Below are 13,148 nucleotides of genomic sequence, written 5' to 3'. Positions count from 1 at the left end.
ATCCGGTAAAAAATGTTAAACAAGATTATAAAAAGACCTGTACTCGCTACAGTGATCTCAATCATCCTGGTGCTTTTAGGAATTTTGGGGTTAATGCGCATTCCAATGACCCAGTTTCCCGATATCGCACCGCCTACGGTATTCGTATCAGGCACATACCCAGGGGCTAACGCTGAAAGTGTCATTCGCTCGGTTATTACGCCTTTAGAGCAAGCCATTAATGGGGTGGAAAATATGCAGTATATGACCTCCAGTGCCGCAAACGACGGAAGCTTCTCTACGACCATTATTTTCAAACAAGGCGTCGATCCCGATCAGGCTGCCGTCAACGTACAAAATCGAGTGGCACAAATTAATGCTCAACTACCACAGGAAGTAATCCGTCTTGGCCTAACAACCACCAAACAGCAGTCAAGCTATTTGATGATTGTGAATGTCAACAGCGAAAAGCCCGAAAAATATGATGAGGGTTTTCTTTCCAATTATGCAGAAATAAACCTTGTTCCCGAGTTAAAACGTATTCCTGGTGTGGGTAATGTGAGCTTATTTGGTTCCAAAGAATATTCGGTGCGTATTTGGCTTAACCCCGTCAAGTTATCGTCTTATGGCTTAGTTCCTGCTGATGTGGAAACTGCCATACAGCAATATAGTTTTGAAGCCTCACCGGGAACTCTGGGCGAAGAAAGTGACGCTTCGTTACAATACACCTTGCGTTATAAAGGCAAACTCAATACGCCTGAAGAATTTGAAAAGATCATTCTCCGTTCAAAAACCGATGGTGCTGTTTTACGTTTGGGAGATATTGCCCGTATTGAGTTTGGACTATCTAATTATTCGAGTGATACCTATACCGATGGAATGCCTTCTATTGTATTTGCTGTTATTCAGGCCAGTGGCTCCAATGCCAATAACATTGCCGTTGAAGTAAAAAAATCATTGGATCGTTTTCAAAATAATGCTCCTGATGGTATCAAATACGATCTTATCCAAAATATGAAAGATCGCTTAGACACGTCTGTTTCTCAGATGAAATCCACGCTAATAGAAGCCTTCCTCCTGGTATTCATTGTGGTATTGGTTTTTCTTCAGGACTTCCGCTCCACCATTATCCCTGCCATAGCGGTTCCGGTGTCCATTATTGGTACCTTCTTTTTCATCTATCTCATCGGGTTTTCGGTTAATGTATTGACGCTGTTCGCCCTGGTACTGGCTATCGGTATCGTAGTGGACGACGCCATTGTGGTTGTTGAAGCGGTACACGCCAAGATGCAGCAAACCGGGGAATCGGCAAAAAATGCCACAATTTCAGCTATGAGCGAAATCAGCGGAGCCATTATTTCCATCACACTAGTCAATGCAGCCGTATTTTTGCCGGTAGGGTTTATGGAAGGACCTGCCGGTATATTCTACAGGCAGTTCTCTTATACCTTAGTTATTGCCATATTGATTTCTGCCGTAAATGCCCTTACCCTGAGTCCGGCCCTGTGTGCTTTATTATTAAGAAATCATCATAACGAAGAAGGGGGAGAAAAAAAGAAATTTACCCAGCGCTTCTCTGATGCATTCAATGCCAGTTTTGAGCGGCTCACAGATAAATATATAAGGGCAGTAAGGTTTTTAGGAATGAAAAAAGTTATTGCCATAGGAGCATTATCATTGGTTTCTTTCGTAGCCTTCTTTTTGATGAACAATGCACAAAAAGGATTTATTCCTGCAGAAGATGATAACAATCTGAGCTTTGCGGTGAACCTGCAAACTGGTGCGAACCTGCAGTTTATTACGGCAGAAATGGAAAAGGCTACAAAAATCATTTCAGCATTACCGGAAGTAAAAAGTGTCAGTACCGTTTCTGGTTTTAGTATGTTTTCATCAGGGGCCTCTCCCAATTCCGCAATGGGCTTTATTACCCTTAAAAAACCAGAAGACCGGGGTGCAGTATCAGACATCAATAAGGTGATGCATAAAATTGAGTCTTCACTGAAAAATAAAATAAAGGGCGAACTAATGGTCTTCCGTAATCCTGCGGTCGAAGGCTTCGGAACGACAGGTGGTGTAGAGTTTGTTTTGCAGGATAGAACTTCCGGTGATATCATAGATTTTGAAAAGGTAAGCAGAAAAGTCATTGATGCCTTAAACAAGCGTCCTGAAATTAGTACCGCATTTACCAGTTTTCGCAGCGATTATCCGCAATATGAGGTAAAACTTGATGAAGACAAAGCACAGCAACTGGGATTAACTCCTAAAGAAGTAATGGATGCTTTGCAACTGTATTTGACGGGTTCACAAACAACCGATTTTATACGCTTTGGAAGGCTTTACCGGGTAAACGTACGTTCTGAAGCCGATTACAGGAGAGACGAAACTTCTCTGGCAAATATTATGGTTCGAAATAACCTGAATCAAATGGTGCCGATTTCCACTTTGATAACACTTAAAAAAGTATTTGGCCCACAGAACATCAGCCGCTATAATCTCTACAACAGTATATCGGTAAATGTGAATTCCGCAGGTGATGCCAGTACAGGAAAAATAATGAATGCTGTAGATGAAGTTCTTAACCAAGAATTGCCAAAGGGTTATGGATATGAGTACAACGGACTAAGCTTACAGGAAAAAAAGTCAGGCTCTCAAATGATTTTCATTTTCAGTTTGAGTATCCTCTTTATTTACTTCCTGCTTGCGGGTCAATATGAAAGTTACCTGTTGCCACTGCCTGTGATACTGTCGCTTCCTACTGGAGTGCTGGGCGTTTTTATCGCGACCGGTTTTGCGGGGCTCGACAATAATATTTACGTGCAGATCGCGCTGATTATGCTGATGGGCTTATTAGCCAAAAATGCCATTCTGATTGTGGAATTTGCCCTGCAACAACGCAAGGCAGGACTGTCCATTTTCGATGCTGGAATTGCGGGAGCCAAAATGCGCCTACGCCCTATTTTGATGACCTCATTAGCTTTTGTTGTGGGATTGATACCGCTAATGTTTGCCAAAGGAGGAACGGCAATCGGCAATAAATCCATCAGTATCAGTGCTGCCGGAGGAATGGTAAGCGGGGTTCTTCTCGGCGTATTGATAGTTCCTGTTTTGTACATGATTTTCCAAAGCTTACAGGAGAAAATTTCCGGTAACCAAAACGCATAACCGATGAAGAATTCAATGATAAAAAATATCTCTACAGGTCTAGTTCTAATGGTATTGGTCCAGTCTTGTAAAATAACTCAGGATTACCAGCGTCCAAAACTGAATATTCCGGATACTTATGATGAAGCACTTTCAGAAATTGATAGCAGCATAATAGAAATCCCTTCTTATAAGGAGTTTTTTAATGATGATAAGTTGATTGATTTATTAGATAATGTCCTGGAAAACAATCCTGATTTATTGATAGCTGCCGAAAATTTATTAGCTACAGAAGCAGTTTTAAAGAACGTAAAACTCAATTACCTTCCCGAAGTCAATCTGCAAATTAGTGCGGGTGTTCAACGGCTTTCAAAAAATAGTATGACGGGTTCGTTCGCTGGAAGTTCCATATTTGAAGAATATAACCTGGCTCCCTCATTGTCTTGGGATCTCGATTTTTGGGGAAAATTAAAAAGACAGCGAGAGGAAGCCTTAGCCAACTATTTAGGTCAGGCTGAAAACCGAAGAGCTTTACGTGTACAACTAATTGCACAAACGGCTCAGGCTTATTATAACTTGCTTGGCCTGGACAAGCAACTGCGCATCACGCAGGAAGTAGAAAAAAGTATGCAGGAAACATTGAACATCTTGCAAGTGCAATATCAGGTAGGAGATATAAGCTCTTTGGCGATCCGACAATCTGAAGCACAACTGGCAGAAACCCGTGCGTTGATCCCTGAAATAAAAGCCAGCATAAAAGCACAGGAAAATGCTTTGCAAGCGTTGGCTGGAAGTTACCCGGCTATAGTAGAGCGTTTAGATTCTTTGACCAAAGCAGCATTTTTGGCCCCATTAGTGACGGGGGTTCCGACCGATATATTACAAAACCGACCAGATGTAAAACAACAGGAATTAGTATTGCAGGCTGCCAATGCAAGAGTGGGTATTACCAAAGCAGATTTTTACCCAAGCCTGAAAATTACAGCACAAGGTGGGCTAAATGCCATCAAAGCAAGCAATTGGTTTTCTATTCCCACTTCCCTATTTGGAACCGCCACGGCAGGGTTAACCCAGCCTATTTTTAATAAAAGAAGCATAAGGTCGTCTTATGAGCAGGCATTGCATCAACGAGAAGCAGCGGTACACGAATTCAGGAAATCAGTGATAAATGCCGTAGAGGAAGTAAGTACCGCTATGAGCAATATCAAAAGGATTAAAGAACAAATGATAGAGGTTAATAACAGAAAAGCTGCATTGGACCAGGCCATTACAGATGCTCAGATTCTTTATAAATATGGAGAAGCTAATTATCTGGAAGTCCTGACCATACAACAAAGCTATTTGCAGACGGAATTGGCACATACGGCGACGATGCAGAAAGAAATAAATGCTTACATTGCTTTATACAAATCTTTAGGAGGTAATTAAATGAAGGAGAGGGCATCATCTCTGGTTCATCAGCAGTGGAAACCTTTTTTCCACTGGAGTGCAGTGCTGGTTTCATTAGGTCTGGCTAACCTTATACAATACCTTTTAAACCCCAAAAGCAGTTGGTGGGACTTTTACACGGAAGCAAAGTGGATAGAAATTCTTACGACTATTCTGGTTGGTGTGGTTATCTATGCTGTTCTTTTTGGGGTTGTTGATTTGCTTTCGCGTTATGCAAATAAACACCTCATTTTGCGGGACAACATTTTAGTGCACTTTTTTGCCACGACCCTAGTAGTCATAGGTGCAATGTTTTTTTTGCTATATGTTGAAAGTTTTGTTTATGCGATCTTTTGGCCCGAAACATCAGAATCCAACCCTGACCTGGAACTTAGGCAATATCTTGTCGTCAATATGATCATAGCTGCCTTTGTAAATAGTTTTTACCATTCTTATTTCTTTTTTGAAAATTGGAAAGCTAAAGTAATTGAAAGTAAAAAACTTGAGCTTCACGCTCATCAACTAAAAGAAAATGCTTTACAGTCGCAACTGGAGATACTGAAATTACAACTCGACCCGCACTTTTTATTTAATAACTTCAGCATCCTCACACAATTGATTGAAACCAATCCGAAGGATGCTCAGGAATTTCTTTCAAACCTTTCCAGGGTATACCGTTATATTTTAACGACCGGAAAAAAAGATATCATTGCTTTAGAGGAAGAGTTGAAGTTTGTCGAAATGTATTTCCACTTGATTAAGATACGCCACGGAAAAACAATGTTCCTGAACATAAATATCAATGAAGCGGATAAACGCAAAGGGATACCGCCGGTAACTTTACAACTGCTCCTGGAAAATGCCATTAAGCACAATATTGCTACGGCAAAGCAACCTTTGTATTTAACTATTGAGAGCGACCAGGATGCATCAATTATCGTGAAAAATAACCTTCAGCCGATCAATATAGACTATAAAAGCACTGGAATGGGTTTAAAAAATATCAAAGAAAGATATCAATTGCTGCAAGGGAAAATACCAGAAATCAGGAAAACACATACGAGTTTTGAAGTACAATTACCTTTGTTAAGCCTTTAGTATTGTGGAAAACAATAAGTATTAACCTTGTAAGAAAAACTAAATAAATTTTATAATGATGAAAAAAAACTTTAACGATTTAGCACTTTTAATATTAAGAGTTGGTTTTGGTGGCTTCATGCTTACTCACGGAATTCCAAAAATAAGTATGTTATCAAACCCTTCCGATTTTGGTAACATCATAGGTGTTGGTGCTACACTATCCTTAATTTTGGCACTTATTGGAGAGGTTGTCGCTCCGATTATGTTGATTATAGGTTTTAAAACAAAATGGGCTGCAATCCCGGCTGCCATTACTATGTTTGTTGCTGCATTTGTAGTACATGCTAAAGATGATTTAGCAACTAAAGAACATGCTTTATTGTTTTTTATAACCTTTGTTGTGCTATTTCTAGCAGGAGCTGGAAAATATTCAATTGATAAAGCATAAATAAGTTTTGTTAATTCAAAATTGAAAATTAGTGTTAATGAAGATTCGGAATTATTAAACTATAAATAATGGTAAAAAAATACTTCTCAACTCAACAAACATTGGAGCTTAATGGATTATTCAAACATTATACTACGCAACAAGATGGTGAAACTGGACAAGTAAGTACCATTCATCCTTAACGATTTCATGCATCCATCCGTTATGAACTACCTGATCATAGAAGACGAACAGTACAATGCAGACCTGCTAAGAGGGCTAGTCCAAAATTATGACCCTACAATCACGCTGCTGGCAGTATTGCCAAGCATCCAGGAAAGTGTGGAATGGCTGAATACCCATCAACATCCTGATGTTATTTTTATGGATATTCGCTTGGAAGATGGATTATCATTTGAAATTTATAACCAGATACACATTCAATCTCCCGTGATTTTCACTACGGCTTACGATGAGTATGCCCTGCAGGCATTTAAGGTTTATGGTGCAGCTTATCTGTTAAAGCCTATTATGAAAGAAGAATTGGAAGAGGCTTTAGACAAGGTATTTAAATCTCGCTTATTGACCTCCGCGGAGGACATAAACGGTATTTTGACCATGCTGCAAACACAGCAGAAAGAATATAAAACCCGTTTCTTGCTACATTATCGCGAAAACTATAAGATAATTCCTGTGAAGGATATTGATTTTGTTTTTCTGGAAAATAAGAATGTCTATTTTAAACTTCTTGACGGCACTGCTATCGCTGTTCCTTACAATCTGGAAGAATTGGAAGACCAACTAGACCCGCAGTATTTCTTTCGTGTTAACAGGCAGTTTATTCTAAACATCAACAGCATTGAAAATATCCAAAAATATTTTAATGAAAAAGCAAAGGTCATCTTAAAAAGAAGCCGTGATAAGGAAGTAATTGTTAGCCGCATTAAAATGCCGCAGTTTAAATTGTGGTTGGACAGATAACGCTGAAATTAATTTTAACTTCGATAAAATAAGGGTAAAAGTCTTCCAAAAATAAAAATATATATAATTTGAAGTGTTTAATATCATACACCTTGAATAGGTTCGAATCCAATCATCTTACCTCACTAGAAAAATCGAACCGTTTATAAAAGACTAATAATTGATAGTTTAAAAGGAATAAGGTCTAAATTCCTTAATAAAATAGACGATAAATAAAAAAGAGATACTATTAAAGCACCTCTTGTTGTGACCCCGATGGTACAAAACTCGAACCAATTAATAGAGGATTTAAAGCTTTTGGCAGGTATACTGGCTGTTTAACAAATTAATATACCCCTTTTAATTACTGCTTGCTATTTTGAATTTAGACTAAAATTTGCTGAAAGTTTTGGTTGCCGGGATTTAGCGTTATTAATTGGCTACAAACTTTTTCGGCTTCGTTTACTTTATTCAATTTCATCAATCCAATTAACTTTACATACAATAATTCGGAATTATTTGGCAGTTTTTTTAAAGCCTTTTCAATCACTTTTATTGATTCTGAAAATTGCTGCTTTTGTTGCAATTTTAGGGCGTAATTGTAATAAGCTCTAAAATTAAAGGGTTCTCGCTCACTCGCTTGTTTTAAGTAATTTAACGAAGCCTTGTCTTTTCCTAATTCATTAAACAGCAAACCTAACATATAATACGGGTAACTATTATCGGGCTCTTGTTTAATCACTTTATCGTATAATCTAGCTGCTCTTTTTATATCGTTTTGTTGATAGTATAAATAAGCAAGATTTAAAGGTGCATTATTGTTATAATCATCAAAGGCTAAAGCGGTTTCATAGGCTTTAATAGCCTTCTTTGGATTATTTTTTAGATACTCGTATTCTGCTATCTCTTCTTGTCCACCTGAAAAATCGGCATTCATCTCTAAGAAATTTAAATATTCGGTATGCGCTTTTTTAAATGCTTTTTTGGTAGAATCGCCTCCAAAAACTGATACATATTTGGCACTAAGCATTCGAACCAAACGAGATGAATCCTTTAACTTGAATATTTATACTTGAAAGAGAGAAAAATAAATTTTATTAATAATATCCTGGAAGATCAAGAAACATTTTAATCTTCAAAATTAATTATGAAGATTAAAATATTCACAATGAATCCACAGTAAATCATCATTGCGGTAGAGATGCAAAAAAGGGCGAACAATTTTTCTAAGACCTGTGCTACATTTTTAAATTGATAAAATTGTTGTTCCACTTTTTTAGTAAGGAATTTTATGAAGTTGCTACTTTTACTCGGATATAATTAATTTATGCCCCATACTGGTTTCTATTGACTCTTTTTGCCCCTTAGATGATAGTTTCGTTTCTTATAGATGAGCAGCCAAAGATTTTGATCGTTTTTTTAAAACTTTTTATTGATTCAAAAATTTCTTTAGCTCCAACTCCAAAATCACCAAATTCTTTATCAATACTTTTGGCATAGTGAAAATTCAAGTCGACATTGTGTTTGGTTAAAAACTGATTTGCTGAAATTTCCTTTTGGTTTTATATAAAAGATGAAATAAATGATAATACTATCAAATTTCAGTTACATCCCCTTAAAGACATCTTTTTTAGATTATTAGAATTTGGAAAAGATGAATTTCATGGGAGATATTTCCATACCCTTAACTGACGAGTAATATTAAGCAAAAGGACATCGCTTGATAATTCCGTAGTTTTTGTAAAGAATGTTACTAAGCTAATAGATACGCACGCTTTTTTTAAATTTAAATACCTTCTAATAAATTTAATAGCGTTCATTGTATTTTACAAGCATATCATATTATCCAATTTCCATTTTATCGATAAACCTTTCTCGAAATAATTTTAAGTTCTCCTTTTTTCTCTAATGACTTCATGGCCCGGATCACCGTTTCTACACGTAAACCTGTCAAGTCAGCAATTTGCTGGCGGGTTAGATTTACTTTAAAACTGAAGGGAACTTCCTTTTTATGAACATGGTTTTTAAAATAATCAAGAATTCTTAAAATACGATGCTCTGGCTCTTGGCTAGAAATTTCTGAAACCATAATCGCTTTGTAAAAAAGTCTTTTAGCTAGTGTCTGGGTTATTTTAAGATGAATTTCCGGGTTTCTAGCAAGTAAATCGAGAAAATGTTTTTTTGACAATTTGAAAACTATAGAATTTACAATAGCTTCAGCATTAGCAGGATATTTTACATCTGCAAATAAAGGGGGTTCCCCAAAACTTTGCCCGTCTTTAAAAATTCCTTGTATAAATTCTTTTCCGTCTAAATTATAATTATTCATTTTAATTTCACCGGAGATCACCTGGTAGTAATTTTGGGCCATCTCGCCTTCTCCAAATAACCGATCCCCTTTATTATATTCGCATTTTTGAGCACCAAATTCTAAAAGTATCCCTGTTTCGATCATTTTTTAGTTTTTATAAAAATAACTTGTTTTAGTATAAAATCACATCTCATTTTTCATTATCTCCAGTCGCTTTTCTTTTTAAATTCTGAAATAAAATAACCCCTATAGAAACAGGAATCAGCGCGCTAATCCCAACCAGTATCTCAAAATAATTGTTAAGTAAGCCCCATCTCATCCATAAGAATACACCTTTATAAAAAATTAAACCTTCCGATAATATAAAACCGGTAACATACAACCAAAATTGCCCGCGATTTATTTTTATAAAATTGAAATGATTTAAAAAACCGAATAGTGCTAAGCTTATAACACCCAAGAAGGTCCAGTGTAAATATCCGATCACAAAATCGGTATACTTAAAGGATAATTCAGCGAAAAAAGGCAATGCACTAAATAACTGAAGTAAAATTTTTATGCTTAAACATCCTGCGCTTATCTTCAATAATAAAGCGCTTATGACGGTAAGTTGATCTTGGAGGTATTTCCATATCTTTTTAATTATGTAAAAAAACTCAAAAAAAGCGGCCACTTGTAACATTGCGCCAAGTGCAGCAAGCCAGTAAAATATAGCAGGAGGTTTCAGCCATAAAACCGATAAGAAAAAACTGAAAACAATACCTGCATTTATTAACCAGAAAAAACGAAAAAATTTTTGTTTGGGAATATCGATTTTAACCCTTTCTGCAATAAAAAATAGTACTCCAATCAGCGCCAGGATAAACCATCCGTTATATTGAAAATGCAAATAAAAATAGATCGCTAATTTATACCATATCGAGGATTTACCCAGAGTACCCATTATCCCACCAACAGCCCAAGGACCAAGACTCGACAAAACCATATAGCAGAGTGCGGCCTTAACACACCAGTAGGAACAGCTTTTTTTAAAATTAGAGGGAACCTTTTTTAAAAAAAACCATGCCAGCAAATAAGAAGCAATTAGAAAAAGTGTTGAAAAAATAATAGAAAATAAAGCATAGCCCTGGAAGGGAAAGGAAAACATCATTCCTAAAATGCTCATATTGGTTAGCAGAAATATCTTTTGATAAGCTTTATCTACTACTTTTTCTGAAAAATACATTCTGTAAATAATGGTCGATATCGCCAAATATACCCAACCCAGTAAGGCTACGTGAGAATGTGCATGAACGATATATCGATAATTTACTAATACAGGCGTTACATAAAAAAGCCGAAGCAAGACCCCCATAGCTCCAACCATCAAAAAGTAAAGTAGTGCAATATTTATATGTTTCTTTAATTGAAGCATTCTCTAAAATATCCAAAAAAACCTGAATTCAATTCTTGTGATTTCAACAAGAATTGAATTCAAATTTTTTTATTATAATCATTATTCCAGCCTGCTTTTATTATCAGGAATATTTTTATCCTTTTTAAGACTAAATACAAAGCAAACAAAAGTTACTAAGCCTATGGCAAAAATAGTATCTCCTATCACTCTTAACCATTTAAGAACAGCCATTTCTGGTTGTTGCATAAATTCTGCCGACCTTGCATACCACATCCCGTGGTTTACACTGGCTACAGTTTGTAAAAGCCCAATTGGGAGCACACTTAATACAACCATCAGCAATAAACCTATATTAATACTCCAAAACGAAAAACGAAGTAATTTATCATTCCATATCTGGAAACGGTAAAGGCTGCGCAACACAAAAAGCATCAAACCAATTCCCAGCATTCCATAAACTCCAAATAAAGCGGTATGAGCATGGACGGCCGTGGTATTTAAACCTTGCATATAATATAAAGCAATTGGCGGATTAATCACAAATCCAAATATTCCTGCTCCCAGAAAATTCCAGAATGCTACAGCAATTAAGCAGTAAATAGGCCATTTATAATCTTTAATCCACCGGGTGGCGCGGCTTAATTTATAATTTTCATAAACCTCGTAACCAATAAGTACCAGCGGAACTACTTCTAACGCACTAAAGGTAGCACCCAGCGCCATTACCGCAGTTGGAGTCCCGCTAAAATAGAGGTGGTGAAAAGTACCTATAATCCCACCAGAAAGAAAAATAATAGTAGCTAGCAACACACTTAAAGTTGCAGTTTTTGTCCGTAACAATCCTAATCTTACAAATAGAAATGTCGAGACGACCGTAGCAAAAACCTCAAAAAAGCCTTCTACCCAAAGGTGAACCACCCACCACCGCCAATATTCTGCAATTGACAGATTGGTTTGTCTACCCCACATAAGCCCTGCACCATAAAATAAAGCAATAGCGGCAGAAGATACCAGAAACATAATAAGTAGATTTTTTTCTGAAGTTTTTCTTCTTAAGACCGGTATTAATGGTCTCACCATAAGCGCAAGCCACACAAAAAGGCCCACAAATAAAAATATCTGCCAAAAACGTCCCAAATCTACATACTCATAACCCTGGTGGCCAAACCAAAAGTTTTCTACTAGCCCCAGTTTCTGCATAATTCCCATCCATTGTCCTGCCATAGACCCCAGTACAATAATAAGCAGGCAGATAAATAAGAAATTAACTCCAAAAACCTGGAATTTAGGGTCTTTCCCAGAAACTGCGGGGGCTATATACAGTCCCGTGGCAAGCCATGCGGTTGCGATCCATAAAATCCCCAGCTGTACGTGCCAGGTTCGGGAAATGGAATAAGGTAAAATATCAGCCAGGTCAAGACCATAAAAAGCATCGCCTTCTACCCCATAATGTGCGGTAATCACTCCAAAACTTACCTGAATAAGAATCAATAAACTCACTACCCACATATATTTTTTTACAGCATACATCGATGAGGTAATATTTTGCCGCATTAGCGGATCTTCTTTGGGTATTTCTGGAGTTTCTTCTTCCTTAAGACGTGCATGATGAAAGATCATCACCCCCACTCCAAAAAGTAATAAAATGATACTGAATCCCGTCCAGATTATTAAATCGCCCGTAGCTTTATTCCCAATTAAATCATCTGCCGGCCAATTATGGGTATAGGTTACTTCACTATCTGGGCGTTCTGTAATTGCAGCCCAGGATGCCCAAAAGAAAAAGGCATTCATTTTATACATTTTATCCTGGTCTTTTATAGAATATTTTGGGATCGCGTAATCCGATCTTAATTCATCCAAATCAGGATTTCCCATAAATAGCCCCGCATAATAATCGCTTAAAAATGCAATTGCTTTGGCTCTTAAAGGAGAAATAGTAATCGTCCTATTTTTTTCGTCATAGGTGTTTTTCCTTATTTCTAGTTGTAAGCGCTTTTGCAGTGCAGCCTGCTGCTCTTCCCCTAACTGATCATAAGCATTGCCAAAATCTTCTCTAGCCCAATGATTTAAAAAAAATAATGCTTCCCGGTGAAGCCAATCTGCCGTCCAATCTGGAGCGGTATAAGCACCATGACCCCATATTGATCCTACTTCCTGCCCGCCTATACTTTGCCAGACATTCTGCCCATCTTTAATTTCTTGTCCATCAAAAATTTTTTCTCCATCAGTAGTTACAATTTTATTTGGTAGCGGAGGCGCTTCCTGATAAATTTTAAAGCCGTAATAGCCCAAAACTGCGAAAGATGCAATCATCACCAAAATAAAGGTGAGCCACAATTTTTTCTCTTTAGTCATATAAAAAGTTTAAAAAGAGACAAAACCAAAAGTTTTGCTTCAGATTAGGTATTTAATAAGTGAACCCA

9 protein-coding genes are annotated in these 13,148 nt (G+C 37.1%); 5 read left to right on the top strand and 4 right to left on the bottom strand.

What is annotated here, in order from left to right:
* The first annotated feature begins 12 nt into the window (after window positions 1-12).
* From QWY91_RS18725 to QWY91_RS18705, 5 genes are all read left to right on the top strand, one after another.
* Window positions 13-3,141: an efflux RND transporter permease subunit gene (locus QWY91_RS18725; RefSeq protein WP_290237018.1), complete on the top strand. Its 3,129-nt coding sequence runs from the start codon at window positions 13-15 to the stop codon at window positions 3,139-3,141.
* A gap of 3 nt (window positions 3,142-3,144) precedes the next feature.
* Complete coding sequence (locus QWY91_RS18720) at window positions 3,145-4,548, top strand: efflux transporter outer membrane subunit (RefSeq protein ID WP_290237017.1); 1,404 nt, start codon at window positions 3,145-3,147, stop codon at window positions 4,546-4,548.
* Complete coding sequence (locus QWY91_RS18715) at window positions 4,549-5,646, top strand: sensor histidine kinase (RefSeq protein WP_290237016.1); 1,098 nt, start codon at window positions 4,549-4,551, stop codon at window positions 5,644-5,646.
* A 55-nt stretch (window positions 5,647-5,701) separates the two neighbouring features.
* Window positions 5,702-6,076 (top strand): DoxX family protein, encoded by a 375-nt coding sequence (locus QWY91_RS18710; protein ID WP_290237015.1) that lies wholly within the window; start codon window positions 5,702-5,704, stop codon window positions 6,074-6,076.
* A 204-nt stretch (window positions 6,077-6,280) separates the two neighbouring features.
* The gene (locus tag QWY91_RS18705; protein WP_290237014.1) at window positions 6,281-7,036 is read left to right on the top strand and encodes a LytR/AlgR family response regulator transcription factor; all 756 of its coding nucleotides are present in this window, start codon (window positions 6,281-6,283) and stop codon (window positions 7,034-7,036) included.
* A gap of 364 nt (window positions 7,037-7,400) precedes the next feature.
* On the opposite strand, the gene QWY91_RS18700 is transcribed toward QWY91_RS18705, so the two are convergent.
* The 4 genes from QWY91_RS18700 to QWY91_RS18685 form a co-directional block, all read right to left on the bottom strand.
* On the bottom strand, window positions 7,401-8,045 hold the full coding sequence (locus QWY91_RS18700) for a tetratricopeptide repeat protein (protein ID WP_290237013.1): 645 nt from the start codon (window positions 8,043-8,045) through the stop codon (window positions 7,401-7,403).
* Between the two features lie 828 nt (window positions 8,046-8,873).
* Entirely contained in the window at window positions 8,874-9,470 is a 597-nt protein-coding gene (locus tag QWY91_RS18695) for a Crp/Fnr family transcriptional regulator (RefSeq protein ID WP_249601812.1), read from the bottom strand.
* Window positions 9,471-9,516: 46 nt separating this feature from the next.
* Window positions 9,517-10,740 carry a hypothetical protein gene (locus tag QWY91_RS18690; protein ID WP_290237012.1) on the bottom strand — a complete coding sequence of 408 codons (1,224 nt, stop codon included), beginning with the start codon at window positions 10,738-10,740 and terminating at the stop codon, window positions 9,517-9,519.
* 81 nt (window positions 10,741-10,821) lie between these two features.
* Window positions 10,822-13,080, bottom strand: coding sequence for a nitric-oxide reductase large subunit (locus tag QWY91_RS18685; RefSeq protein WP_290237011.1), 2,259 nt, complete (start codon window positions 13,078-13,080; stop codon window positions 10,822-10,824).
* Window positions 13,081-13,148 lie beyond the last annotated feature (68 nt).

The organism is Zunongwangia endophytica (genome assembly GCF_030409505.1).
GTDB lineage: Bacteria > Bacteroidota > Bacteroidia > Flavobacteriales > Flavobacteriaceae > Zunongwangia > Zunongwangia endophytica.
Note: the sequence above shows the minus strand (reverse complement) of the source record. Positions and strands in the feature narration are given on the sequence as shown.

Excerpts from the sequence above, each read along its gene's own strand:
- QWY91_RS18725 (WP_290237018.1), top strand. The coding sequence starts at position 13 with ATGTTAAACAAGATTATAAAAAGACCTGTACTCGCTACAGTGATCTCA.
- QWY91_RS18700 (WP_290237013.1), bottom strand. The coding sequence starts at position 8,045 with ATGCTTAGTGCCAAATATGTATCAGTTTTTGGAGGCGATTCTACCAAA.
- QWY91_RS18695 (WP_249601812.1), bottom strand. The coding sequence starts at position 9,470 with ATGATCGAAACAGGGATACTTTTAGAATTTGGTGCTCAAAAATGCGAA.
- QWY91_RS18705 (WP_290237014.1), top strand. The coding sequence starts at position 6,281 with ATGAACTACCTGATCATAGAAGACGAACAGTACAATGCAGACCTGCTA.
- QWY91_RS18690 (WP_290237012.1), bottom strand. The coding sequence starts at position 10,740 with ATGCTTCAATTAAAGAAACATATAAATATTGCACTACTTTACTTTTTG.
- QWY91_RS18720 (WP_290237017.1), top strand. The coding sequence starts at position 3,145 with ATGAAGAATTCAATGATAAAAAATATCTCTACAGGTCTAGTTCTAATG.
- QWY91_RS18715 (WP_290237016.1), top strand. The coding sequence starts at position 4,549 with ATGAAGGAGAGGGCATCATCTCTGGTTCATCAGCAGTGGAAACCTTTT.
- QWY91_RS18685 (WP_290237011.1), bottom strand. The coding sequence starts at position 13,080 with ATGACTAAAGAGAAAAAATTGTGGCTCACCTTTATTTTGGTGATGATT.
- QWY91_RS18710 (WP_290237015.1), top strand. The coding sequence starts at position 5,702 with ATGATGAAAAAAAACTTTAACGATTTAGCACTTTTAATATTAAGAGTT.